Annotated in this window: 26 protein-coding genes; 14 read left to right on the top strand and 12 right to left on the bottom strand. The window is 60.9% G+C overall.

Translation table 11 applies throughout. The features are described 5' to 3' along the window. Window positions 1–6: 6 nt before the first annotated feature. From ACSAMM_RS00500 to ACSAMM_RS00480, 5 genes are all read right to left on the bottom strand, one after another. The gene (locus ACSAMM_RS00500; protein WP_457789007.1) at window positions 7–1,200 is read right to left on the bottom strand and encodes a homocysteine S-methyltransferase family protein; all 1,194 of its coding nucleotides are present in this window, start codon (window positions 1,198–1,200) and stop codon (window positions 7–9) included. A 26-nt stretch (window positions 1,201–1,226) separates the two neighbouring features. Further along, complete coding sequence (gene argS, locus ACSAMM_RS00495; RefSeq protein ID WP_457789005.1) at window positions 1,227–2,906, bottom strand: arginine--tRNA ligase; 1,680 nt, start codon at window positions 2,904–2,906, stop codon at window positions 1,227–1,229. A 104-nt stretch (window positions 2,907–3,010) separates the two neighbouring features. Then, window positions 3,011–3,430, bottom strand: a complete 420-nt coding sequence (locus ACSAMM_RS00490; RefSeq protein ID WP_457789003.1) for a DUF1934 domain-containing protein — start codon at window positions 3,428–3,430, stop codon at window positions 3,011–3,013. 85 nt (window positions 3,431–3,515) lie between these two features. Next, a complete protein-coding gene (gene murI / locus ACSAMM_RS00485; protein ID WP_457789001.1) occupies window positions 3,516–4,334 on the bottom strand; it encodes a glutamate racemase in 819 nt (272 codons plus the stop codon). Window positions 4,335–4,631: 297 nt separating this feature from the next. Then, complete coding sequence (locus tag ACSAMM_RS00480; protein WP_457788999.1) at window positions 4,632–4,979, bottom strand: helix-turn-helix domain-containing protein; 348 nt, start codon at window positions 4,977–4,979, stop codon at window positions 4,632–4,634. Between the two features lie 495 nt (window positions 4,980–5,474). Between ACSAMM_RS00480 and ACSAMM_RS00475 the strand changes: the two genes are divergently transcribed. The 8 genes from ACSAMM_RS00475 (at window position 5,475) to ACSAMM_RS00440 (ending at window position 11,299) form a co-directional block, all read left to right on the top strand. Beyond that, entirely contained in the window at window positions 5,475–6,173 is a 699-nt protein-coding gene (locus ACSAMM_RS00475) for a YveK family protein (protein ID WP_457788997.1), read from the top strand. Then, window positions 6,163–6,888 (top strand): polysaccharide biosynthesis tyrosine autokinase, encoded by a 726-nt coding sequence (locus tag ACSAMM_RS00470; protein ID WP_178723572.1) that lies wholly within the window; start codon window positions 6,163–6,165, stop codon window positions 6,886–6,888. Before ACSAMM_RS00475 ends, ACSAMM_RS00470 begins: the two co-directional genes overlap by 11 nt. Then, entirely contained in the window at window positions 6,863–7,594 is a 732-nt protein-coding gene (locus ACSAMM_RS00465) for a CpsB/CapC family capsule biosynthesis tyrosine phosphatase (RefSeq protein WP_178723574.1), read from the top strand. Before ACSAMM_RS00470 ends, ACSAMM_RS00465 begins: the two co-directional genes overlap by 26 nt. A 35-nt stretch (window positions 7,595–7,629) precedes the next feature. Then, the gene (locus tag ACSAMM_RS00460) at window positions 7,630–8,319 is read left to right on the top strand and encodes a sugar transferase (RefSeq protein WP_457788994.1); all 690 of its coding nucleotides are present in this window, start codon (window positions 7,630–7,632) and stop codon (window positions 8,317–8,319) included. Between the two features lie 248 nt (window positions 8,320–8,567). After that, complete coding sequence (locus tag ACSAMM_RS00455; RefSeq protein ID WP_178723576.1) at window positions 8,568–9,110, top strand: hypothetical protein; 543 nt, start codon at window positions 8,568–8,570, stop codon at window positions 9,108–9,110. Window positions 9,111–9,208: 98 nt separating this feature from the next. After that, window positions 9,209–9,784 (top strand): class D sortase, encoded by a 576-nt coding sequence (locus tag ACSAMM_RS00450; protein ID WP_457788992.1) that lies wholly within the window; start codon window positions 9,209–9,211, stop codon window positions 9,782–9,784. A gap of 11 nt (window positions 9,785–9,795) precedes the next feature. Continuing rightward, complete coding sequence (locus tag ACSAMM_RS00445; RefSeq protein WP_457788990.1) at window positions 9,796–10,662, top strand: hypothetical protein; 867 nt, start codon at window positions 9,796–9,798, stop codon at window positions 10,660–10,662. Window positions 10,663–10,810: 148 nt separating this feature from the next. Then, entirely contained in the window at window positions 10,811–11,299 is a 489-nt protein-coding gene (locus ACSAMM_RS00440; RefSeq protein ID WP_457788988.1) for a VanZ family protein, read from the top strand. A gap of 48 nt (window positions 11,300–11,347) precedes the next feature. Here ACSAMM_RS00440 and ACSAMM_RS00435 read toward each other — a convergent pair whose 3' ends face one another. From ACSAMM_RS00435 to ACSAMM_RS00415, 5 genes are all read right to left on the bottom strand, one after another. Next, window positions 11,348–12,220 carry an AraC family transcriptional regulator gene (locus ACSAMM_RS00435; RefSeq protein ID WP_457788986.1) on the bottom strand — a complete coding sequence of 291 codons (873 nt, stop codon included), beginning with the start codon at window positions 12,218–12,220 and terminating at the stop codon, window positions 11,348–11,350. A gap of 156 nt (window positions 12,221–12,376) precedes the next feature. After that, a complete protein-coding gene (locus ACSAMM_RS00430) occupies window positions 12,377–12,655 on the bottom strand; it encodes a zinc-ribbon domain containing protein (protein ID WP_178723586.1) in 279 nt (92 codons plus the stop codon). A 132-nt stretch (window positions 12,656–12,787) separates the two neighbouring features. Further along, on the bottom strand, window positions 12,788–13,402 hold the full coding sequence (locus ACSAMM_RS00425; protein ID WP_457788984.1) for a sigma-70 family RNA polymerase sigma factor: 615 nt from the start codon (window positions 13,400–13,402) through the stop codon (window positions 12,788–12,790). Between the two features lie 292 nt (window positions 13,403–13,694). Further along, complete coding sequence (gene gltA, locus ACSAMM_RS00420; RefSeq protein WP_457788982.1) at window positions 13,695–15,086, bottom strand: NADPH-dependent glutamate synthase; 1,392 nt, start codon at window positions 15,084–15,086, stop codon at window positions 13,695–13,697. A gap of 49 nt (window positions 15,087–15,135) precedes the next feature. After that, window positions 15,136–15,975 carry a sulfide/dihydroorotate dehydrogenase-like FAD/NAD-binding protein gene (locus ACSAMM_RS00415; RefSeq protein WP_178723593.1) on the bottom strand — a complete coding sequence of 280 codons (840 nt, stop codon included), beginning with the start codon at window positions 15,973–15,975 and terminating at the stop codon, window positions 15,136–15,138. Between the two features lie 187 nt (window positions 15,976–16,162). Here ACSAMM_RS00415 and ACSAMM_RS00410 point away from each other — a divergent pair, with 187 nt between their 5' ends. Both ACSAMM_RS00410 and ACSAMM_RS00405 read left to right on the top strand, forming a co-directional pair. Further along, the gene (locus tag ACSAMM_RS00410; protein WP_178723596.1) at window positions 16,163–16,576 is read left to right on the top strand and encodes an EamA family transporter; all 414 of its coding nucleotides are present in this window, start codon (window positions 16,163–16,165) and stop codon (window positions 16,574–16,576) included. Window positions 16,577–16,616: 40 nt separating this feature from the next. Then, window positions 16,617–17,150 carry a TetR/AcrR family transcriptional regulator C-terminal domain-containing protein gene (locus ACSAMM_RS00405; RefSeq protein WP_457788980.1) on the top strand — a complete coding sequence of 178 codons (534 nt, stop codon included), beginning with the start codon at window positions 16,617–16,619 and terminating at the stop codon, window positions 17,148–17,150. A gap of 53 nt (window positions 17,151–17,203) precedes the next feature. Here ACSAMM_RS00405 and ACSAMM_RS00400 read toward each other — a convergent pair whose 3' ends face one another. Next, window positions 17,204–17,905: a 4Fe-4S dicluster domain-containing protein gene (locus ACSAMM_RS00400; RefSeq protein WP_457788978.1), complete on the bottom strand. Its 702-nt coding sequence runs from the start codon at window positions 17,903–17,905 to the stop codon at window positions 17,204–17,206. Window positions 17,906–18,026: 121 nt separating this feature from the next. Here ACSAMM_RS00400 and ACSAMM_RS00395 point away from each other — a divergent pair, with 121 nt between their 5' ends. The 4 genes from ACSAMM_RS00395 to recG all read left to right on the top strand — a co-directional run bounded on the left by ACSAMM_RS00395 (window position 18,027) and on the right by recG (window position 23,177). Further along, entirely contained in the window at window positions 18,027–18,692 is a 666-nt protein-coding gene (locus ACSAMM_RS00395) for a Crp/Fnr family transcriptional regulator (protein ID WP_457788976.1), read from the top strand. A gap of 3 nt (window positions 18,693–18,695) precedes the next feature. Further along, window positions 18,696–20,537, top strand: a complete 1,842-nt coding sequence (gene uvrC, locus ACSAMM_RS00390) for an excinuclease ABC subunit UvrC (RefSeq protein WP_457788974.1) — start codon at window positions 18,696–18,698, stop codon at window positions 20,535–20,537. Window positions 20,538–20,597: 60 nt separating this feature from the next. Then, the gene (gene ybaK, locus ACSAMM_RS00385; RefSeq protein ID WP_457788972.1) at window positions 20,598–21,068 is read left to right on the top strand and encodes a Cys-tRNA(Pro) deacylase; all 471 of its coding nucleotides are present in this window, start codon (window positions 20,598–20,600) and stop codon (window positions 21,066–21,068) included. Between the two features lie 66 nt (window positions 21,069–21,134). After that, window positions 21,135–23,177, top strand: a complete 2,043-nt coding sequence (recG, locus tag ACSAMM_RS00380) for an ATP-dependent DNA helicase RecG (protein ID WP_457788969.1) — start codon at window positions 21,135–21,137, stop codon at window positions 23,175–23,177. A 154-nt stretch (window positions 23,178–23,331) separates the two neighbouring features. Here recG and ACSAMM_RS00375 read toward each other — a convergent pair whose 3' ends face one another. Continuing rightward, the gene (locus tag ACSAMM_RS00375; RefSeq protein WP_178724752.1) at window positions 23,332–24,468 is read right to left on the bottom strand and encodes an LCP family glycopolymer transferase; all 1,137 of its coding nucleotides are present in this window, start codon (window positions 24,466–24,468) and stop codon (window positions 23,332–23,334) included. Window positions 24,469–24,557: the final 89 nt, after the last annotated feature.

Here is a 24,557-nt window from a genome sequence, read left to right as displayed (position 1 = left end):
GCCGTTTCAGAACAAAATCGCACCGAAGTGCAGCGCAATGTCCTCCAGCAGATCCCGTTCGATTTCGCACAGAGAATCCACCAGCAGGCGGCCGGGGAACCGGAGAAGAACCGCGTCCAGCACCAGGGCGTCGTCGGTATAAATCATGATGGGCAGGCGGCTGACCCGCGCGGCCTCGAGCAGCACGGGGATGTCCTCCATCTCCGCCACATGCACCCGCGCCGCGGTATACGCGTCCTCCGCCTCGATGAAGGCGTCGGCCAGGTTGCTGTCGCAGGGAAGGGGCGGGGAAGGCTCCGGGTCGTCCCCTAAAAAGAAGGCTTCCTGCTCCCCGGCGGCGGCGTGACCGTCCACCTCGGGAGAGCCGATGACGGGAAACCGGTCGAGCAGGCCCCGCAGCACCGCCATATGCTCCGGCAGGGTGCCGCAGCAGCCCCCTACCACGGCCGCGCCGGCCCCCAGCAAATCCGCCATGTCCTCCGAAAACTGGAGGGGGGACAGTGTGCCGCCGTCCGGCAGAGTGGCGCTGGGCTGGGCGATCAGGGGCACCTGCGCATAGGGCAAGGCCTCCTCCAGCTGTTCCCGCGCCGCCGGTATCGAGCAGCAGTTGACCCCCACAGCGGCGGCGCCCAGGGCCTGCAGGGTGATGACGCAGGGCAGCAGGCACGCCCCGGACAGGGTACGTCCTTCCTCGTCCACCGCCATGGTGACAAAAACCGGCAGGCCGGTGGAGCGGGCGGCCAGCAGGGCGGCCCGCGCCTCATTTAGGCTGGTCATGGTTTCGACAAGAAGGAGATCCGCCCCCGCCTCTTTGAGGGCGATCGCCTGCTCCTCAAAGATGGCGACGGCCTCCTCCATGGAGAGAACCGGCTCATCCTCCTCGCCATAGGGCTCCAGCCGGCGGCCGGTGGGCGACAGATTGCCCGCGATTTTGCACCCCGGAGCCGCCTGGCGACTGAGGGCGACCAGGCGGCGGTTGATCGCCGCCGTCTGCTCCGCCAGGCCGAAGGCGGCCAACCGGGCCCGGTTGGCCCCGAAGGTGGGGGCGGTAATCACGTCGCAGCCGGCGGCCGCGTACCGCCGCTGCAGCTGCAGCAGGGCTTCCGGGTTCTCCAGTATCCATTGTTCGGTACAGGCGCCGGGTGGCATGCCGGCGGCCAGCAGGGCCGTGCCGGTGGCGCCGTCCATCAAGAGCCTCATGGTCGGTTCCTTTCGATTCACAGAGATTACATACTCTCCGGCGCGCCGATTTTCAGGAGATCCAGCGCGTTGCGCAGGGTCACGCGGGTGGCGTCGCACAGGGACAGCCGCGCCTGCATGAGGGACTCCTCCTCCCCCAGGACATGGCAGCTGTTATAAAACTTATGGAACAGGGTGGCCAGTTCCGTGCAGTACCGGGTGATGCGGGAGGGATCGTAGTCCTTGGCGGCCTCCACGATTTCACCGGTATAGCCGGCCAGGTGACGGATAAGCGCCTTCTCCTCCGGGGCGGCGAGCAGGGCCAGTTCCTCCGGCGTACAGGGCCGGGGCGCCGCCCCCTCCCGCTTGAAGATGGAGCAGATACGGGCATGGGCATACTGAACGTAGTAGACCGGGTTGGAGGCCGACTGCTCGATGGCCAGATCCAGGTCGAAATCAAACTGGGAGTTGGCCTCCCGGAGATTAAAGTAGAAGCGGGCGGCGTCGATGGGGATTTCCTCCAGCAGGGTGACCAGGGTGATGGCCTTGCCCGAGCGCTTGGAGGCTTTGACCACCTCGCCGTCCCGGATGAGGCGCACCATCTGCATCAGCACCACGTCCAGGCGGGCGGGATCGACGCCCAGAGCTTGCAGCGCCGCCTTCAGGCGGGGGACGTATCCGTGATGATCCGCCCCCAGCACGTCGATGGCCTTGTCGTAGCCCCGGGTGACCAGCTTGTTGTAATGGTAGGCGATATCCGGCACCACATAGGTGAAAAAGCCGTTGGAACGCCGCAGCACGAAATCCTTGTCCGCGCCGAAATCGGTGGCCTTGAACCAGACGGCGCCTTCGCTTTCGTAGGTATAGCCCCGCGCGGTCAGCAGCTCCACCACCTTGGCAGCCTCCCCGTTTTCGTGGAGGGTGGATTCCCTAAACCAGCAGTCGTAATGGATGCGGTAGGTGGCCAGATCCCGCTCGAGGCCGGCCACGTTCAGAGGCAGGGCGTAATCCACCAGGGCCTGGCGGCGCTCCTCCTCCGAAGCGTCCACATAGCGGTCGCCGTGGATGGCCGCGAAGGCCTTGGCGTGCTCCACAATATCCTGGCCGTGATAGCTGTCCTCCGGCATCTCGATCCCGTCCCGGTAAAGCTGGAGATACCGCAGCTCCAGGGACATGCCGAATTTATTGATTTGGTTGCCGGCGTCGTTGATATAGAATTCCCGGCTGACCTGGTAGCCGGCGCGCTCCAGCACAGCGGCCAGGCAGTCGCCGATGGCCCCGCCCCGGGCGTTGCCGATGTGCATGGGGCCGGTGGGGTTGGCGGAGACGAACTCTACCAGCACCTTTTTCCCCTGGCCGTAGTCGGAACGGCCGTAATCCGCCCCCTTGGCCAGCACGTCGGCCACCGCCGCCGCGTAAAAGGAAGGGGCCAGGAAGAAGTTGAGGAAGCCGGGGCCCGCCACCTCCGCCCGCTCGAGGAAGGTACCGGCCAGATTCAGATGAGCGGCGATGGTTTCGGCGATTTTCCGCGGGGACTGGCGGAAGGCGCGGGCGGACACCATGGCCACATTGGCGGCCAGATCGCCGTGACTCCGATCCGCGGGGATTTCAATGACAAAGGCGGGAATGGGCTCGCCGGGCAGCTCGCCGGCGGCCACGGCCTCCCCCAGGGCGGCGAGGATGGCCTCCCTCAGCTGTTCGTTTGCTTGCGTGACGACAGTAGACATCTGGTTTTTTCTCCTTCTCCGGCGTTTTCTGCGCGGGAAGCCCGCAAACCGCCGCCCCCCGCCGGAGGAACGGTCGGACTTTTTTAAACCTCGTGCGGCATGGATCAGGCCCCGGCCGGGCGGACGGAAATCCGTACGTCGTGACGGCCGGTGACGCTGCCGTTCATGTCCAGCGTATAGCGGAAGCCCAGCCGGCCGCCCTTCTCGGTCAAATCCACCGACAAATCGTCGGTGTAAGCGCCGATCATCAGGTTGCCGTACGGGGTTTCGTAGCTGTTGAGGTGCCGCTTGCCCTTTTCCAGCACCAGCAGGCTGGTCAAGGAACCGCTGCGCTCCAGCATCACCTGCCCAGGGGCGATGTGCAGGGTGGTCATGGCCCCTTCCAGGCCGGTGACCGAGGTCTCCTCATACCGCAGGCGGTAGCCGTCCGCGGTGGGCTCCAGGGTGCCGTCGGTGGTCAGCTCGATGGTGTCGCTGTCCCCGTCCAGCTGCTGAACGCCGACAATGGAAATCAAAACATCCATGTATGTTCCGGCCTTTCTTATGCGCTCCTACCTGCCGGGGCGGACAAGCGTGGGTTCCCCGCCGCCCAGCAGCTTGCTAGTGTTCTTATTTTAATAAAGAGTCGATATCCACCCGCTCGACATCGTCCTCCACCTCCCGGCCCAGGAAAATCCGGGCCACATGGGAAAAATCGTCGGGACAGTCGCTGACATAGAAGCGGCAGGTTCCTCGCTTTTTGGTAAGGTTGAGGGCATCGTCCGCCTCCAGGGAACGGGCGCAGGCCAGGGCGGTTTCCCGCCCTGCGTCGATAAGGGCGACCTCATCGCCCAGTTCCTCCGACAGAAAGGGGGCCAGCAGGGGAAAATGGGTGCAGCCCAGGATGAGGGTGTCGATCCCCTCGGCCTTTAACGGCTGCATATAGCGGTGGACAATGGCCCGGGCCACCTCGTCCCCCGGCTCGATCCAGCCGTTCTCCACCAGGGGCACGAACAGCGGGCAGGCCGCGGCGAAGACCTGGGCGGCGGGCCGCGCCGCCTCGATTCGCCGCTGAAAGGCGCCGGAACGGATGGTGGCGCTCGTGCCGATGACCCCGATGCGCCCCGACCGGCTCGCGGCCAGAGCGGCGTCGGCCGCCGGCTCTACCACCCCGCAGGCCGGCACCGGCAGGCGTTCCAGCACCCCAGGGGCGGTGGAACTGACGGTGCCGCAGGCGGCGATGATCCGCTTGACCCCGCCGCCCATCAGAAAGCGGCAGTCCTGCTCGGCGTATTTCTCGATGGTTTCCCGGCTGCGGGTTCCGTAGGGCACCCGGCCAGTGTCCCCGAAGTATACGATATCCTCGGCGGGGAGCAGCTCGAGCAGACGGCGCACCACCGTCAGCCCGCCCAGACCCGAATCAAAAACCCCGATGGGGCGGTTATCCATGGCGGCGTTCCTTCCTTTCCGGCATAGCCGACGGTTCTCTTTCGCGACGGGGCTGTCGCCCTATCATATATATGAAAGGAATCAATGGTATATCATAGCATATTCCGAAAAAGAGTGCAACCGCCGGTTTGCGGATATATGGAAAAAAGGAAAAGGAGGAGGTTGCTGCACAATGCGGTCGCTCTTCCGACATTCGCCGGGAGAGCGACGATATACGCTGAGGGGCGCGTTGCAAAATCTTACATTTTGCAACGCGCCCCTCTCTTTTCCGACAAAAACGCCGCCTTTATTCCGGGCTTACCGGCGCTCGGCTTCCTTCAGCTTGGCTTTCGCGTCCAGCCGTTTATAGAGAACAAATTCCACATAGTTTAGGATCTCGTCGATTTCCGCCTCCGTGAATTTGGCCGGCAGCCGGATGTAATTGCGCGGCTCTTTATAAGGGGAGGGGTTGTCCGTCACCCCCACCAGATAATCCACCGAAACGCCGAAAAATTCCGCCATGGCAATTTTGATAATATCGGGCGGCTCGCTTTTATCCCGCTCATAGGAGGAAATGGAGTGTTTGTTAATATTCAGAACGCCCGCAAGCTCATCCTGCGTCAGTCCGGCGTCCTTGCGCAAATCCAAAAGCCGCTCGCCTATCAACCTGTGTCACCTCACTCAACCGCAACCTGGAACTGATTATAGAATAAAATTCGATTTCGATCTCAATAGTTGACAATTAAGACCACAATCGCGTATAATAGTAGAAAATTATTCGATTTTGAAGAAGGGGGGCATTTATTTTCTAAGTATCCATCCGCGAGGGCAGTCTCGCAACAATTGTGAAGTATTACCACGAATTGAAGGAAACTCGGTTTGGCAGATTCGCCTGTTTCGAAAGCGTCTGGCTTCCAATTCCGGTAAAGATAACAGAAGTGTACATTCCCTTATGGAAATAAAGCCATTGGCTTGACTTCGAGCAGGAAAACCGGTATAATTTAATAACCTTTCCTGGTTTTAATTTGCCAAAATTCAATGAAGTATATCTTCAATTGGAAGAGAAATAAATCAAGATGTGGTAAACTGTGAAGAAACGCCTTCTTTTGGTTTTTCAGAGGCGTGCCGCAGATTTCACGAAAAGTATGTGGAGAGAGAAGCATGCAGCAGGAACTGGCACTCAACGAGATTTTCTTCTCACTGAAAAAGCAGTGGAAATGGATAGCGGTCAGCACCGTTGCCGGTGCGCTGCTCGCGTTTGTCCTATCCGCCTTTATTCTTCCGAAAAAGTACACGTCTTCCCTCGATTTGTACGTGAACAACGCGGAACGGGCGGTCGGCAATGTCAACATCAACGACATCAACGCCTCTCAGAAGCTGGTCAACACGTACATCGTCATTTTGAAAAACCGGCAGATACTCGAGCAGGTAGCCGACAACGTCGGCGGTATCACCTATAAAGAATTAGCTAAATCGATTACCATGAGTTCGGTGGAGCAGACCGAGGTGCTCCGCATCTCGGCGGAAACCGGCGATCCGCAGCTGTCCGCCGCCATCTGCAACGAGCTGGCCGCCCTGGCGCCCGGCGTTCTGGAGCAGGTTGTCAAGGCGGGGAGCGTGGAGGTCATTGGCAAGGCTCAGGCGGCCAAGGCCCCCTCTTCCCCCAACACCAAGCGCAACACCTTGCTAGGCGCTGTGCTGCTGCTGGTTCTGTCCTGCGGCGCCACGATTCTCGTGTATCTGCTGGACAACACGGTCAAGGGCGAGGAGGATATCCGGCAGCGCCTCGACCTTCCCGTACTCGGGGAAATCCCCAGCTTCACCCCGGGAACCAAGGAGGTGCGCCGCCATGCTCGCTAAGAAGAAAGAAAATGTCAGCCGGTCGGCCGCGGCGCTGACCTCGAAAACACCCTTTCAAATCGTGGAGGCCTATAAGGCTATCCGGGCCAATCTGCTGTTCATGCTGTCCACGGCGGCGGAGAAAGCGGTCGTCGTCACCAGCGCCGAGCCCAGCGCGGGCAAATCCACCACCTGCTCCAACCTGGCCATCACCATGGCGCAGACGGGGGCCAAGGTGGTCATCGTGGACGCCGATATGCGTAAGCCAGTTCTGCACAAGATTTTCCGCGTCAGCAACAACAACGGCTTGTCCAAGCTGCTCAGCGGCTTAATCAAGCCGGAGGACTGCATCAACAAAAGCATTATGCCCAATTTGGATCTGATTAACGCCGGCCCCATTCCCCCCAACCCCTCCGAGCTGCTGGGTTCGGAGCGCATGGCCGGCCTGCTGCAGACCCTGTCCGCCTCCTACGACTACATTTTTCTGGATGCGCCGCCCATCAACGTGGTGGCGGATTCCTTGATGTTTCTGGATAAGACGGCGGGCGCCATTTTGGTGGCCAGGCAGAAGCAGACCCATTACGACGAGCTGCAGAAGGCGGCGGAGAGCATCCGCAACCTCCATTCCAGCGTTCTGGGGGTTGTCATCACCGATGTCAGCGAAACCAACAAGCCCTACGCCATGTATAAAAGCTATAAATACAAGAGCTATGACTACGAGTACAAGAAAGTCTGACGGGCCCCTCTGGGTCGATATCCACACCCACTGCCTGCCGGGGATGGACGACGGCGCGAAGGATCTGGAAACCTCCCTGCAAATGCTGCGTCTCCTGCGCAGGCAAGGGGTGGCAAAGGCCGCGCTGACCTCTCACTATTATCCCCACAAGGAATCTCTGGACTCATTTCTGAAGCGGCGGGAGGCGGCGTGGCAGCGGCTGCGCCCGCATACCGGCACGGAGGAATACCCGGAGCTGCTGTTGGGTGCGGAAATCTATGTGACCCGGGGACTGAGCGAGCAGAACCTGCGGCCTCTCTGCATCGGGAAAACCGATCTGCTGCTGCTGGAGCTTCCCCGACAGCCCTACAAGGCTTGGATCCTCGAAGAACTGCGCAACCTCACTTACGCCTTGGACATCATCCCGGTATTGGCCCATTTGGAGCGGTACCGTTCGTGGTACGCCTCCAAAGACTTTGCCGAGCTGTTATCCTTTGACGAATTCGTGCTGCAATGCAACGCCGGCGCCTTGCTGGATCGCAAGGATCGCGCCTTCCTGTACAGGCTGGCGGCCAAGGGGTACCCGTTTGTCATTGGCAGCGATACGCATAACATGACAACCCGTTTGCCGGATTTTCAAGAACCTTTATCCGCTATAAAGAAAAAGCGGAGGGGCCGGTTCTTTCTGAACAGCCTTCAAAAACAAGCGGAGGCGCTTCACCTCTGAAGACGGCACGGGTGGACAGGAGGAAGATAATTCTTATGCGGATAAAAGACGCGTTAGCCGACAAAGGAAGCAGCTATACGCGGGCGTCAGTCGCGACCTCAATGGTCGTCCCGGCCAGCCGTTCCGGATACGCCGCGGTTAAGCGCGTGCTCGACTGGCTTCTTTCGCTGATGGCGCTGATTCTGCTGTTTCCTTTATTCCTGGCGGTGGCGGTGGCCATCAAGCTGGATTCCAGAGGACCGGTCTTTTTCGTGCAGACCCGGATAGGAAAAAACGGAAAGCCTTTCTCTATGTATAAATTCCGCAGCATGTGTGTGGACGCGGAAAAGCAATTACACAAATTTGCGGCCATGAACGAACGGGACGGCCCCGTTTTCAAGATTGCCAACGATCCCCGGGTGACGCGGGTCGGCCGGTTCATCCGCCGGACCTGCATAGACGAACTGCCCCAGCTGCTCAATATTCTCAAAGGCGACATGGGCATTGTCGGCCCTCGGCCGGCCCTGCCGAACGAGGTGGCGGCCTATACCCCGCATCAGATGCTGCGGCTGCAGGCGACGCCTGGCCTCACCTGCTACTGGCAAATCCGCAAGGACGATAACACCACCTTCGCCGAATGGGTGGAGATGGATTTACAATATATACAAGATCAGTCATTTATGGTGGATCTTAAAATTATATTTGCCACATTTCGTATTGTTTTTACAGGGAAAGGCGCTTGTTAGTGCTTTTTATGCACCTGAAAGCAGCATCCCCACAGCAGGCCGACTGTAAAGCAAAAGGAACCGACAATCGCATACCACATAAGCCGCGCCCCTCCGTCTTTATCCATTTAATTGCTTTCCCTATAGTATATGTGCCAGCTATGGCAAACTATACGGAAATCTTTTTCCAGAGGGGAATCCTTCTAGGTTGTTCTGCTTATGCATCCGCATAAGCTTGACAATAAATATTATTTTAAGGGGGTAAAATCATGAAGAAATTGGTCACAATCGTATGCGCCATGCTGATGATGGCGGCTTTTGCGATCCCGACGTTTGCGGCGACCACGAAAGACGACATTATCGCGGAGCTGAAGGCCGGCGTTCAGGTTGGAGATAAAACCAAGGCGATTCCTGAGAAGTATATCGACGTCGCCGAAAAGTTTTTCGCCGCCAATGAACTGACCGACGAGCAGCTGGCTACCGCGCTTACGGAAGTCAAGGAAGCGAAGGAGCTGTGGGCCAGCACCGGCGAAACGGAATTCAAAAACATTCCGGCCGATGTGCAGAAACAGCTGCAGAACAAAGCTGCCGCCGCCGCCAAAAAGGTGGGCGCCACGCTGACCTTCGACGGCAAGACCATTTCGGTTGTGGACGCGCAGGGCAGAACCTACAGCGTCCTGGCAAAATCGAATCCCATCAAACCGACCGGCGCCGACTATACCATGTTGATTGTGGTTTCGGCGGCTGTTCTCGGCGTGCTGGGTTCCGTTGTTGTCATTTCCCGTAAGAACAAGCTTACTGGAGACTGCTGAATATGGGACAAGAGTTTCGTAAGAAGCTCAGGATAAACAGTGGGATAAAATTTGTATTTTATCCCATTGTTTTTTTCCTTTTGAGCGCCTTACTCGTCGTGGCCGCGCTGGGTCCGGTTCTCCGGCCGTATCTCGATATGGCGGATCTAGTGTTTCTCCAGCAGGCGCCGACGTTTAACAAAGAAGCCGCCAACATCTACCAGGGAGCCATACAGGACAAGGGCGGAACGCTGAAAAAAGACGAGGTCGTTTTTCCCTCCGAGGGGGAAACTTTCGGAAAAATCCGTATCGCTTCCGTGGGGATTGAGGCTTCCCTGATTTATGGGGACAATATAAAAAATATGCGCAAGGGCGTCGAAGTGTATTCCGGCACCTATCTGCCCGGCGAAGACCGAACGATACTTATCGGCGGACACAACAACACCCATTTCCGCACTCTGAAAAACGTGAAGACGGGGGATAAGGTGGAGCTCCAGACGAATTACGGCACCTATATCTACGAGGTGACCGGGTCCCGAATCGCCCGCTTTGACGATACCAGCGCCTACGACCTGACCAGGGCGGAAGAAAACCTGATCCTGTACACCTGCTACAATGAATCGAAAATCGGCGCCACCCCCAACCGCACGTTTGTCTACGGCAAATACGTGTCCGGCCCCAAAATCGTGTCGTGAGGAGATGCCCTATGGAGACCAATGCGTCTGTTTCAAAGCAAGCACGGCTTCGCGGCGGGATGGCCTGGATACTGTCCTTTTTGCTATGCCTGTTTTTGACGGTGCTGTCGCTGCTTAGCCTGCTGGAATGCACGCTGCTCAGCCCCGGCTTTCTGAAAAAGCAGGTGGATAAAAGCGCCTATACCGCGCATGTCATCGAGGACATGGAGGATATTTTCGTCTCCTATGGCATCAGCAGCGATTTCGACGAAGCCTTTTTCACCTCGGTGCTGACGGAGGAGGAGGTGCGGGCTGACATCTATGCCGAAATCGACCGGTTGTACGCGGCCGATGCGACTGGCGCGGACTACGACGCCTTCGAAAGCCAGCTGTATGACAAGCTGACGGCCAACGTCAAAGAGCGGAACCTGGAAATCACCGAGAGCGTCGATCAGGCCCTGCATTATCTGGCGCAGATGTGCGCCGAAACGTACCGGGAGGGGGTTGGCCTTCCCTTTGCGTCCTATGCCGCCAGCGCCCTGGCGGCGGCCAAAACGCCGCTGCTCATCGGCATCGCGGCCATGGCGGTTCTTTCGCTGTTTGTTTTGGGCTTTCTGTTCGCCCTACAGAAAAAGAACGGCTTTTTCCGCTACGCGATTTATGCGTGCAGCGGGGCCGCGGTAACGCTGACGGTGCTGGCGCTGGTGGTTCTGCTGTCCGGCAAAATCGAAAAAATTGGGCTGACCGGCAAGGCGCTATACTATTTGGTGACCAGCTACGCCACGCAGACGGTCATGCTGCTGTTTGTCGCCGTGGGTATCCTGCTCGCCGCCGTGCTGATTCTGGCCCTGCTATATGGGTTTTCCGTTAAAAGAGCCGTCCCGCCGCCAAAGCATTGACGAGGCGGCGAATCCGGGTGAAATAGTCCCCGGGTATTGACAGACGGCCGAAAACGCGTATCATAAGACATACAGATGATAGCTCGCAAAGGCGCAGAGTCAAATCTGCGCCTTTGTTTTTGCGGTTAGACCGCAGTGAGGAGTTGGCATGAAAAAGCTGCGGATCGCCGCTTGGATCGGGTTCGCCCTGGTGGCCGGCGCTATTTTTTATCTGACCACGCAAACACCGGAGGCCACCATCAGCGCCTCTCATTGGGCTACGGAGCATCTTCCGAGCTTTCTTATCGAGCCGAAATGGCCCGACGGCAGCGTGCTGCTGACCGCCAGACAAATGGCGCATATTTATCAGTTCTTCGCGCTGGGGCTCTGCGCTTCCCTGGCCATGCTGGGCTGTGCGCGGTTCTCCCCGACGGTACAGGCCTTGGCGGCGATGGCCATCTGCCTGGTTTGTTCGCTGGCGGATCAGACGCACAAGCTGTTTATTCCCGGGCGGGAGTTCGACGGCCGGGATTTGGTGTTAGACGCCGTGGGGTATGCCGCCGCCGGGTTTCTCGTCTTTTTTATCCGGTGGATCATAGTGAGAAAGCGGCGGAAATCGTCCGAAAAGACCGCTTCCGGCGAATCCAAAAATCCGTAAAAAACCCCGGTGTCCGATGGACGCCGGGGTTTTGTGTGGGGACGCGCGTCAGGCTTTCTTCACAACCGGAACCCAAATCTCGCTGCGGACGTCCGGTTTGGTGCCGTCCTCATCGAAATAGGCCTCAATGTCCGGCGCGTTGCCGAACTCGTAGCCCGAAGTGGGCAGCCATTCGGTGGCAATACGCTTCTGCATCTCCTGTATAGCGCCTGGCATGGGGCCGACGCAGGTGAACACCGCCCAGGTGGCGGCGGGAACCGTGAACGCCTCCATCCCCTCCGGTACGGGCTGGGAGGTCGGGGCGGCAATATAATAGTCGAACCGGCTGGTCTCCGTCATCGGCTCGCAGCAGACGCTGACCCCCAGCATGCCATGGGGTTCCCCGTCGATCAGGGGGCCGAGGCGGGCGATGCCGCCGCTGCTGGCCGTTTCGTTCCAGAACTGCGGGATCTGGGCGTAGCAGTTCCCGTTCTCCATGCTGGTGGGCAGCTTATACCCCACAATGCGGAAGGCTTCTTTGTCCACGAGTTTGTAATCCATAACGCTCGCTCCTTTGATTTGTACTTGAAAGGCGATCGCCGGATAGGCTTTGAGCGTCACGCCCTTTTCCCGGGCGGCGGTGGGGGTCACGCCATGGAACGCCTGGAAGGCGCGGGTGAATGCGGTAGGGGAATCGTAGCCATACTTGACCGCTACGTCGATCACCTTGTCTCCGCCGTTCTGCAAATCGACTGCGGCCCGGGAGAGCCGCCGGTTGCGGATGTATTCCGACAGCGGCACCTCCGCCATGTAGGAAAACATCCGCTGAAAATGGTAGGCAGAGCAGCAGGCCTTCTGCGCCGCCTGCGCATAGTCGATCGTCCCGTCCAGGTTATCCTCGATATACGTGATTGCCTCGTTTAAGCGTCTCAGCCAGTCCATATCGTTCTCCTTTACAAGTGACAGTATACCATCCGCGTCCGCCGTTCACCTCGCATTTTCTGCACGAATCTGCGAGCTATGGCTAACAGCCCGCCGGACAGAAAAAGCCGCCCGTTCCAAAGAACGGGCGGCTTTTTTGGTTCACCGAAGCTGCACTCAGCCTTCGCCGCGCATGCTGGCGAAGCACTCGCTGCAGTACACAGGCCGATCCTCGCGGGGCTTGAAGGGAACCTTCGCCTCTTTGCCACAGTTGGCGCAGATGGCGACGTGCATCTCCCGATCCGGCTTCGCGGCGGATTTGCGGGCGTCACGGCAGCTCTTGCAGCGCTGAGGCTCGTTCACAAAGCCTTTTTCAGCGTAGAACTCCTGCTCGCCGGCGGTGAAAATGAATTCGGCGCCGCACTCTTTGCAGATCAGAGTCTTGTCTTCGTACATGGATGTTACCTCGCTTTAAGATAAAAATTTTTGCCCTGCGACGGATTCGGACCGACACCTTTGAAAACCAACGCTCTCGTTAAGCTACCCGGGCATATGTATTACAACGGCGTGTACGACGCCGATATAATCCTAATAATCTTGACTGAACTCCCGCCAGATGCTGGCGTCCAGCTTTCGGCGCACACGCTGCAGGGCGTTATCCACCGTTTTGGCCCCGACATGAAGCCGGGCGGCAATCTCCTCATAAGAATATGCGCTCAAATACAACATCAGTACCTGATATTCCAATTCGGTCAAAACCGCTTTCAGCCTCTCCCGCATGCGGGCGGCCTCTTCCCTCTCCAGAAGCATCCGCTCTGGATCGGCTTGTCCATTCGGCAGTCCCTCGAAGTCCCCGTCGTCCCAGCTTTCCATGGCGGAGGGCGGGACATTCCTGAGCGATCCGGCCCGTTTGACAGCGGAGATAATCCGGTGCCGCACGCAGACCGACGCATAGGTGGCGAAAGACGCCGTACCGTCCGGCCGATAGGTCCCGACGGCGGAAAGCAGGCCGAGCAGCCCCTCCTGGGCCAAGTCCTCCGGTTCCAGCCACGGCCCGCGATAACGGGCGGCCAGCCCCAGCACCATGGGCATATGCCGGTGAACCAGACAAGCGAACGCGTCCTCGTCGCCCTTCCCCGCCCGCCGAGCCAACGCTTCGTCGCTCTGCTTATCGGGGCAGTCGCCTTCCTGGACGGCATTCACCAACGATCACCTCAACGCCATTGTGCGGATACGGACACTTCCGGAGCCATCCGGCAACAAACTTTTCTGAACATTCCCTAGTGTAACCGATCCCGAGCCAAATGTCAACACTTTTTTTCATAAAATTATTCAATGTGTTAAAAAAAGCCGGAATGTGTCGGATAAAATTCTGTTTTTTCAATAACGGGGAGGGATTTCCTGCCATTTCCGCCTGGTTAGGCCGATCAAACGGCTCCTTACCGATGGCGTTTTCCCACCGGAAAGGAGCCGTTTTCCCACAATATATTGCGTTTCAGGCCTGACGGATATACGCGTCGATAGAGGCGGCGGCCTGCTTGCCGGCGCCCATGGCGAGAATGACGGTGGCGGCGCCGGTCACCACGTCGCCGCCGGCGTATACGCCCTCGCGGGAGGTGCGCAGCGTGTCTTCCTCCACCACCAGGCAACCCTTCCGGTTCGCCTCAAGGCCCGGGGTGGTGGTGCGGATCAGGGGATTGGGGGTGTTGCCGATGGCGGGAATCACCAGCTGCACCGGCAGGACAAACTCGCTGCCCGGAATCTCCACCGGGCGGCGGCGGCCGGAGGCGTCGGGCTCTCCCAGCTCCATGCGGATGCATTTCAGACCGGTGACAAACCCCTTGTCGTCCCCGAGAACCTCCACGGGGGCGGTGAGGAAGCGGAACTCCACCCCCTCCTCCTTGGCGTGATGGATTTCTTCCAGGCGGGCGGGCATCTCCGCCTCGCCCCGGCGGTAGACGATGTAGACCTCCTTCGCGCCCATGCGGCGGGCGCAGCGGGCCGCATCCATAGCGACGTTGCCGCCGCCCACCACGGCCACGGCCTCCGCCTTGGGCACCGGGGTGTCGTAGCCGGGGCGGTAGCCCTTCATCAAATTGATCCGGGTCAGGAATTCGTTGGCGGACAGGACGCCCAGGTGCGTTTCCCCAGGAATCCCCAGGAAGCTGGGCAGGCCGGCGCCGCTGCCCACAAACACAGCCTCGTACCCCATGCCGAACAGCTCGTCCACCGACAGCACCTTGCCGATGACCATGTTGGTTTCGATATCCACCCCCATGGCCCGCAGTTTATCCACTTCCTTCTGCACAATGGCCTTGGGCAGGCGGAACTCAGGAATGCCGTACATCAGCACCCCCCCCGCCGTGTGGAAGGCCTCGAACACCGTCACGTCGTAGCCCAGGCGGGCCAGATCCCCCGCGCAGGTCAGGCCGGCAGGGCCGGAACCCACAATGGCCACCTTATGGCCGTTTTTCTCGGGACGGACGATGCTTTCCTGTCCGGAGGCCATATGTACGTCGGCGGCAAACCGTTCCAGGCGGCCGATGGCCACCGGCTCCCCTTTAATCCCCCGCACGCATTTGGACTCGCACTGATTCTCCTGGGGGCAGACCCGGCCGCAGACGGCGGGCAGGGCGTTGGTTTCGCCGATCTTTTGATACGCGCCTTCAAAGTCGCCGGAGGCGATGAGGGCGATGAAATCGGGGATCTGGACATTGACCGGGCAGCCGGACACGCAGGGCCGATGCTTGCAGTGCAGGCACCGCTGAGCCTCGTTGACGGCCATGTCCGCGGTATAGCCCTGGGCCACCTCCTCAAAGTTATGGGCGCGCACCTCTCCGGGCTGTTCCGGCATGGGGGTTTTGGCTGGCTGTTGATTGATGGGCATATGATTCCCTCACTTTTCGCTGAAACTGTATTCAAATACTCGACGGTTTTCAGGAGGTCCGGCTTTGATCGGCCTGGAACATCAGGCGGCATTCCGCCTCCCTCTCCCGGTACTGGCCCAGCCGCTTCATGGCCTCGTCCCAGTCGATCTGGTGGGCGTCGAATTCCGGCCCGTCCACACAGGCGAACTTGGTCTCCCCGCCCACGGTCAGGCGGCAGCCGCCGCACATGCCGGTGCCGTCGATCATGATGGGGTTCATGCTGACCACCGTTTTCACGCCGTACTTCTTGGTCACATCCGCCACCGCCCGCATCATGGGCAGCGGGCCGATGGCAATGACCAAATCGTACTTCTCGCCCGCGTCGAGCAGCTCCTGGAGCTTGACGGTGACAAAGCCTTTATGGCCGTTGGAGCCGTCGTCGGTCATGACAAACAGGCGGTCGCTGACCGCGGCCATTTCCTCCTCCAGCATGATGATGTCGGTGCTGCGGAAGCCCGCGATCATATCCACCTTCGCGCCCGCGGCGTGCAGAGCCTTGGCCTCGGGATAGGCGATGGCGCAGCCCACGCCGCCGCCCACCACGGCGACGTGCGTGAAGCCCTCGGTCTCGGTGGCTTTCCCCAAGGGGCCGACAAAATCCAGCAGGGCGTCCCCCTCCTCCAGGGTGTCAAGCAGCAGGGTGGTCTTGCCCACCTTCTGGAAGATGATGGTGACGGTGCCTTTCTCCGGGTCAGCGCTGGCGATGGTCAGGGGAATGCGTTCGCCGGTCTCGTTCACCCGCAGGATAACGAACTGCCCGGCCTTGGCCTTGCGGGCGATGAAGGGCGCCTCGATATCCATCCAGGTAACGGAGGGGTTGAGAGCGCGTTTATGGACAATGGTATACATGGTACGGTTCACTCCCTATACAGTGGCCCGCCGGTTTGCATCCGGTAAAATCCGACAATTCTCAGACGGGCCGTGTTACCCTTTTATCATAGCATTTTGCCGGTGGAAATGCAAGTTTCTTTCCAAACTGCTTCAAGTTGCAGCCGGCTGAAAAACCTGTTATGATAAGGGAAAAGGGGGCTTGTCCATGTGGTGGATGTTCGCTATCGGCTCTGCCGTGTTTGCCGCGCTGACCTCCATTCTGGCGAAAATTGGGATAGAAAACGTCAATTCCAACCTGGCTACTGCCATCCGGACGGTCGTGGTGCTGGTCATGGCGTGGGGAATGGTCTTCCTCACCGGCGCCCAGAGCGGTATCCGACACCTGACCCAGCGGAGCATGCTGTTCCTCGTGCTATCAGGACTGGCCACCGGGGCGTCCTGGCTGTGTTATTACAAGGCGGTCCAGCTGGGCAGCGTGGCCAAGGTGGCCCCCATTGACAAACTCAGCGTGGTCATCACCCTGATTCTGGCGTTTTTCGTGCTGCATGAGGAGATGAGCCTCAAAACCATTCTCGGCAGCGTGCTGATCACCGCCGGCACCCTGCTGATGGTGCTGTAGAACCGGCCCGCGCCGGCGAGGAAAGGGAGGAACCGTTTGCATGGCGGATGCCGTTTCTACCAAGCAGGCCTTGGCCAAGGGACTCAAGGCCACCCTGGAACATAAGAGTCTCGACCGGGTGACGGTGGGAGACATCACGACCTTCTGCGGACTCAACCGGCAGACCTTCTACTACCATTTTGAGGACAAGTACGCCCTGCTGAACTGGATCTACTACACCGAGCTGATGCTGCCGCTGGCCGAGGGGTCGGCCCCGGAGGACTGGCCGCGGCGGGTGGCCCGGATGCTGGATCGGATGCGGGAAGAGGGGGCCTTCTACCGCCGCGCCCTGCGGGGCGAGGGGCAGCGGGGCTTCGAGGCCCTGCTGACCGCCATGGTGCGGGAGCTGGCCGCCGGGCTGCTGGAGCAGGCGGATCGCCCTGGGGAAACGGCGGACAAGGCCTTTCTCGCGTCGTTTTTCGCCTACGGGGTGACGGGCATGGTGACGGCCTGGGTGCAGGACGGCATGAAGGAGCCGCCAGAGCAGGCGGCCGCCCGCTGGCAGGCGCTGCTGGAGAAGCTGGGACTGGTATAGGAAAGCGGGCGCGCCGATTGGACGCGCCCGCTTTTTATCGGACTGGCGTTCTCTTATGACTCCTCCAGCAGCGAGCCGTCGGTGGAGACCGTCGCCACCTGCCAGGGGATGCATTTGCCGCTGGCCTGCAGGGCGGTTTTGACCGCCTGGACGATGCCGCCGCAGCAGGGCACCTCCATGCGCACCACCGTCACGCTCTCGATGTCGTTGTGCTTTAGAATCTCGGTCAGTTTTTCGCTGTATGCCACCGGATCCAGCTTGGGACAGCCGATGAGGGCCACCCGGCCCCGGATAAACCGGCGGTGGAAGTCGCCGTAGGCAAAGGCTGTGCAGTCGGCGGCCACCAGCAGGCGGGCGCCCTGAAAATAAGGGGCCTCCGTGGGCACCAGGCGGATTTGTACCGGCCACTGGCTCAGCTCGCTTTCCACTGACGCCGGGGCGGCGGCGTCCTCCTGCCGGGGATGCGTGATCCGCTTGGACTGACTGCCGGGACAGCCGCAGGGCAGGGGCTGCGCCGCGGCGGCTTTATGCCGCTGGACGGCCTCCTCGTCGTAGGCGGCAGCCTCCCGCTCCTCGAACGAGATAGCCCCGGTGGGGCAGGCGGGCAGACAGTCCCCCAGCCCGTCGCAGTAATCGTCCCGCAGGAGCCGGGCCTTGCCGTCCACCATGCCGATAGCTCCCTCGTGGCAGGCGGCGGCGCACAGGCCGCAGCCGTTGCAGGCGTCCTCGTTAATGGTAATAATTTTTCGAATCATATAGCAGCTCTCCTTCTCGAATGGATGGGGATGCGGTTGACTTTCTGCTCCCAGTATAGTACACTGAGAGGGAACTGTCTGTTGGATTTACAACAATTATCGACATGAGGAGGAAACCGCTGTGAACGCCGATTGGAAAAGCGGCCCTCTTTTCGCGGGGATAAGCGAGGAGGGGGTCGATCAGGTGCTGGCCTGCCTGTCCGCCCGGCCCCGCCATTTCGATAAGCAGGCGATGCTGCTGCGGGCCGGCGACGCGCCGGTTATGGGCGTTGTCCTGGCCGGCAGCGTACACATCCTTCAGGAGGATTTCTGGGGCAACCGGTCGCTGCTTGGCCGGGCCGGGCCGGGGGATTTGTTTGCAGAGGCCTTCGCCTGCGCGGGCGTTTTGCGGCTGCCGGTCAGCGTGGAGGCCTGCGAGCCCACCGATGTGCTGCTGCTGGACGCGGGACGGCTGTCGGCGGTCTGCCCGGCCGCCTGTCCCCATCACACCCAAATGATACGGAACCTGCTGCGCCTGATGGCGGAGAAAAACGTGGGGCTGGCCCGGAAGGTGGAGCATATGGCCCGGCGCACCACCCGGGACAAGCTGCTGTCCTACCTGTCCGCCGAGGCGCGGCGCAGCGGCGGCAGCGCCTTCTCCATCCCCTTCAACCGGCAGCAGCTGGCCGATTACCTGGCGGTGGACCGCAGCGCCATGTGCAGCGAGCTGAGTCGGCTGCGGGACGAGGGGCTGCTGGATTTCCACCGCAGCGCGTTTGTGCTCCGGCAGGAGCTGGAAAGGATATAGCCTATGGAACGCACGCCGAAAATACAGGAACTGCGCAAAAAAGCCATGGCGCTCCCGCTGCTGCCGGGGGTGTACATCATGAAGGACGCGCAGAACGACATCATCTATATCGGGAAGGCCAAGGCCCTGAAAAACCGGGTCAGCCAATATTTCGGCTCGGACACCAACCATCCGGAAAAGGTGCGGCAGATGGTGGCCCGGGTGGATCATTTCGATTACATCGTGGTGGGCAGCGAATTCGAAGCCCTGGTGCTGGAGTGTTCGCTTATCAAGCAGTACAACCCGAAGTACAACATCCTGCTCAAGGACGACAAGGGCTATCATTACATCCGCATCTCCCCGCCCCCTTACTCCCGCATCAGCCAGAGCCGCCAGAAGCTGGACGACGGGGCGAAGTACCTGGGCCCCTTTGTCAGCTCCTACGCGGTGCAGCAGGCGGTGGACGAGGCGGTGAAGGTCTTCATGCTGCCCACCTGCAACCGCACATTTTCCTACGGCGGCAGCCGGGAGCGGCCCTGCCTGAACTATTACATCAAGCAGTGCTGCGCCCCCTGCTCGGGCCGGCTGAAGGAGGCGGACTACAACGAGCGGCTGAACCAGGCCATCGATTTTCTGACCAAGGGCAGCGCCAAGACCCTCAGCCTTTTGCAGCAGCAGATGGAGGAGGCGGCCGAGAACCTGGAGTTTGAAAAGGCGGCCCGGCTGCGGGACCGCATCAACGCTATCCACAAGATGAGCGACAAGCAGAAGGTGGTCATGTCCCGGGTGGAGGAGCAGGACGTGGTGGCCCTGGCCCAGGGGCCGGGCGGCGCCTGCTTCGAGATGTTCCGCTTTACGAGCGGCCGCCTCCACGACCGGGAGCATTTCCTTTTGGACGGCATCGACGAGCCCGCGGCGGCCCGGGCGGAATTCCTGCGCCGGTATTACGCCATGCGGGACACGGTGCCCCCCCAGGTGACGGTGGACGGGGACATTGAGGACGCTGAGCTGCTGGAGCGATGGCTGAGCGAAAAGGCGGGGCGGCGGGTGCATATCGTGCAGCCCCAAATCGGAGAACAGGCCGCCCTGGTGGAGATGTGCCGCGGCAACGCGGCGGAACGGATCGCCCAAAAGGCGGGCATAGCCGGGCGGGACGCCGCCGCCCTGGACGAGCTGATGCGGCTGCTGGGGCTGGACGCGCCTCCGGCGTATATCGAGAGCTACGACATTTCCAACACCGGGGGCAGCGACAACGTGGCGGGCATGGTGGTCTTCGAAAACGGCCGCCCCCTCAAGTCGGCCTATCGCCGGTTTAAAATCCGGACGGTGGACGGGCAGGACGACTACGGCTCCATGCGGGAGGTGCTGACCCGGCGGATGGACGAGTATCTCCAGCATAAGGAGGAGGGCACCGGATTCGGCCGGCTGCCGGATCTCATCCTGCTGGACGGCGGCAAGGGACACGTGGCAGCGGTCAAGCCGGTGGTGGACAGCTACGGGCTGGGCATCCCGGTGTTCGGCATGGTGAAGGACGACCACCACCGCACCCGCGCCATCGCGGTGGACGGCGGGGAAATCGCCATCAATTCCAAGCGGACGGCTTTCACTCTGATCTCCTCCATCCAAGAGGAGGTGCACCGCTGGGCTATCGGGTACCACCGGCAGCAGCGCAAGGCGTCCTCCATCAGCACCACCCTCACCCGCATCGACGGGGTAGGCGAAGCCCGGGCCCGGGCGCTGCTGCGGCATTTCGGCTCGCTCAAGGCGGTGCGGGCGGCAACGGTGGACGAGCTGTGCCTCGTCAAGGGGGTCAGCCGCCCGGCGGCGGAGAATATCAAGCGGTATTTCGAGACCCGGGAGGATTGAAGAAGCGCCGTCCCCCTTTCGGCGCTTCGCTATATAGAAGGAAAAGAGGCCCTATCGGATATGGAAGCCAAAACCAACGCCATGCGGATACTGGACAAAGCCGGTATCCCCTACGAGCTGCAAACCTACTCCCCCGACGACGGCATCGACGGCGTATCGGTGGCCCGCAAGCTGGGGCAGCCGGTGGAGCAGGTCTACAAAACCCTGGTGACCAAAGGGCGGGGCGGCCATTTCGTCTTTGTCATCCCCGTGGCTGCCGAGCTCGACCTGAAAGCCGCCGCCCGGGCGGTGGACGAAAAGGCGGTGGAGCTCATCCCCGTCAAGGACATCAACAAAGTCACCGGCTATATCCGGGGCGGCTGCAGCCCAGTGGGGATGAAGAAGCTCTTCCTCACCGTCCTGGACGAATCCGCCCGCGCCCTGCCCGCCTTCTACGTCAGCGGGGGGCGGATCGGCGTGCAGATGCGGGTAAACCCCGCCGCCTTGGCGTCCTTTATCGGCGCCGCCTTCGCCCCTATCACCATGCCGTAGGGCTTGCAAATGCCGGCAAAATCGGGTATACTGAATACGAAAGTTTGTTCGATCGGAGGCGGCGGCATGGCCAGCCTGTGGGGCATCCCCCTCAACCAAATCAAGGGCGTGGGCGAAAAGCGCGCCGCCTTGTATCAGAAGCTGGGCATCACCAGCGCGGGGGCGCTGCTGCGCCATTTTCCCCGCTCCTACGAAGATTGGTCCCGGACGACGGCCATCGCCGACGCCCTGCCGGACACGCCCTGCTGCATCAAGGGCACGCCGGTGCGCGCCCCGGCGGAGCATTTTGTCCGCAAGGGGATGGTGCTCTATCGGTTCCCTGTTTCCGACGGGAAAGATCTGCTGCATGTCACCCTGTTCAACAATAAATTCGCCGCGGCCAAGGTGCGCCCGGGGGAGGAACTGCTCCTGTTCGGCACCGTCACCCGCAACGGCCGTCAGTATGAAATGGCCGCCCCCCAGCTGGAGACCGCGGGTACGGGGCAGCGGATCCGCCCCATTTACCGGCAGACGGAGGGACTGACCTCCCGCATGATCGAGACCAACATGGCCCAGGCGCTCCGCCTGCTGGACATGGATTTGGGAAACGATCCGCTCCCCCCCGACCTGCGCAGCGACCACCATCTGGCCACCCGGCGGTACGCCCTGGAGAACATCCATTTCCCGGTGGACGGGGAAGCGTTGGCCGTGGCGCGGCGTCGGCTGGTGTTCGAGGAGCTGCTGCTGCTTCAGCTGGGGCTGCTGCGCCTCAAGGGCCGTACGAGGGGCGAAACCGGCGCGAAAATCGCGGTGGATTACACGGCGGAGTATCTGGAATGCCTGCCCTTTTCCCTCACCGGGGCGCAGCGGCGGGCCATTGCCGACTGCGTGGCCGATATGCAGGGGGATTGCCCCATGAGCCGCCTGGTCCAGGGGGACGTGGGCAGCGGCAAAACCGCGGTGGCCGCGGGGGTGGCCTTCACCGCCGTGCGCGGCGGCTGGCAGGCCGCCATGATGGCCCCCACCGAGCTGCTGGCCGAACAGCACGCCCGCTCTCTGACCAAGCTGCTGGCGGGCAGCGGGGTGCGGGTGGGCCTGCTCACCGGCTCCCAGCCGGCGGCGGTCAAGAAGCAGGTGCAGGCAGATTTGGCCGCCGGCGACATCGATTTCATCGTGGGCACCCACGCCCTGCTGTCCGAAGGGGTGGTCTTTCACCGGCTGGGGCTGGTGATCACAGACGAGCAGCACCGGTTCGGCGTGGCGCAGCGGGCCACCTTGGCGGCCAAGGGGGCCAACCCCCATATGCTGGTCATGTCCGCCACCCCCATTCCCCGCACCCTGGCCTTGATTGTGTACGGAGATTTGGACGTCTCCATCTTGGATGAGCTGCCGCCCGGACGCCAGCCCATCGAGACCTACGCGGTGGACACCGGCAAGCGGGAACGGGCCTACAACTATATCAAAAAGCATATCGCCGAGGGGCGGCAGGCCTATATTGTCTGCCCACTGGTGGAGGACGGCGAGGAGGAAACCGCCTCCCTGGTGTCCGCCACGGCGTATTTTGACCAGCTGGCCTCCGGGCCCTTCCGGGGCTACAGCCTGGGGCTGCTCCACGGGCGGATGAAGGCCGCCGAAAAAGACCGGGTGATGAGTGCGTTCGCCCGGGGAGACATCGCCGTTTTGGTGTCCACCACCGTCATTGAGGTGGGGGTGGACGTGCCGAACGCCGTGCTGATGGTCATCGAAAACGCCGAGCGGTTCGGCCTGGCTCAGCTGCATCAGCTGCGGGGCCGGGTGGGCCGGGGTGTGCACCGCTCCACCTGCATCCTGATTTCTGACGCCCAGAACGAGGAGGCCCGCCGCCGGCTGCAGGTCATGTGCGCCACCAACGACGGGTTCCGCATCGCAGACGAGGATTTGAAGCTGCGGGGTCCGGGGGACTTTTTCGGCCGCCGGCAGCACGGCCTGCCGGATTTGAAAATCGCCGACCTGGACGGAGACATGCCCCTGTTCCGCGAGGCTCAGGCCGCCGCCGTCCAGCTGACCGGCGAGGACCCCGAGCTGGCCGCGCCGGAAAACCGGCTGCTGGCCGAGGAGGTCCGCCGCCTGTTCGAAACCAGCTTTACATGAAAAAACCGCCCGGCAAAAGCGGCGCGCCATTAGCGGAGAATCCAAGCCGGGTTTCGCCGCTTTGCAAGAAATAGCTCAGCGGAACGAGTTCCGCTGAGCTATTTCTTCTAAAAAGGTGCACACCTAAAACCGGACGGTTTTTTATCGGTTTGTATCAGCTGTAAATCCATTCGTGCAGGCTCTTGACCGATTCCACCGGATCGGTCAGCCGCAGGGACGCGCCGCCGCCCGGCAGCGTCCAGCCCTTGTACTTGCCGTTTTCCGGCAGGTGGAAGCTGGTGTCGATGGCATAGTTGGCGTAACTGCCCGCGTTGAGGGCATAGCCCATCAGCTCGTCGCCCGACATGTTGGTCGCCACCTGGGGCAGCACCTGGTTCAGGATGGTATTCAAGGTGCCGAAGCTCATGGTCTTGGCCTTGACAATCAGCTGCTCGATGACCTTGCGCTGGCGGCCGGTGCGGTTGAAATCGCTGTCGATATGCCGAATGCGGGAATACTGCAGGGCCTGATAGCCGTTGAGATGGTACACCTTGGATTCAGTGCCGATTTTTTTGAAGCCCCGCTCCCAGTCCTCCAGCTTCTGTCCGGGGGCGCAGACCTTGGAGGCCTCCTTGGCCGTCATATAAATGTCGATGCCGCCCATAGCGTCCACCGCAATGGGGAAGACGACGAAGTTCACGCCCACGTATTTGTCGATTTTCAGTCGGAAGTTCTGCTCGATGGTCTTGGACAGAAGATTGAAGCCGCCGTACGCATAGGCTGCGTTCAACTTGGCATAATCGTCCTGGCCGTCGCCGTTTTTGTCCCGGCCGGGGATGGTAACCGCCGTGTCCCGCAGCAGGGAGCTGAGCTTGATGGTCTTGTTTTTCTTATTGATGGTGACGATAATCATGGAGTCCGACCGTCCCCGCTCCTTCATGGTGCGGGCGTCGATGCCCAGCAGCAGCAGATTGGTCACGTCCTTGGTGTTGCCCCGCAGAGTGATCTTGCTCACTTCACTCTTGTCGTAATCGCTGGGGTTGAAGGACGTGTCGATGCTGACGTCCGGATCCTCGTCGTCCGGAGGTAGCGAGTCGACATAGTTGCCGTCGATCTCCTCGTCGCCGACGATGAGATTCATCGCGTGCATCACGTAGCCGCCGGCGGTCATCAGCAGAACCGAGACCACCACCATCAGCGAGGACAGAATGGAAACCGTCACCCGCACCGACTTTTTATACCGATGCCGCTTGACCGGCTTGCCGCCCTTGGGCGCCGCGTGCCGAGATTCGGGATTGTTTTCTTTGCGCATATGCAGCCAACCTTTCTGTTGATTGTCCTGCCAGCCGCCGATTGCCGAAAATGGGGGAAAAGGTCGAACGGCTTTCCATAGCTCCTGTG

It is taken from the genome of Anaeromassilibacillus sp. SJQ-5 (assembly GCF_054108045.1).
This window is presented reverse-complemented; position numbering and strand designations above follow the sequence as displayed.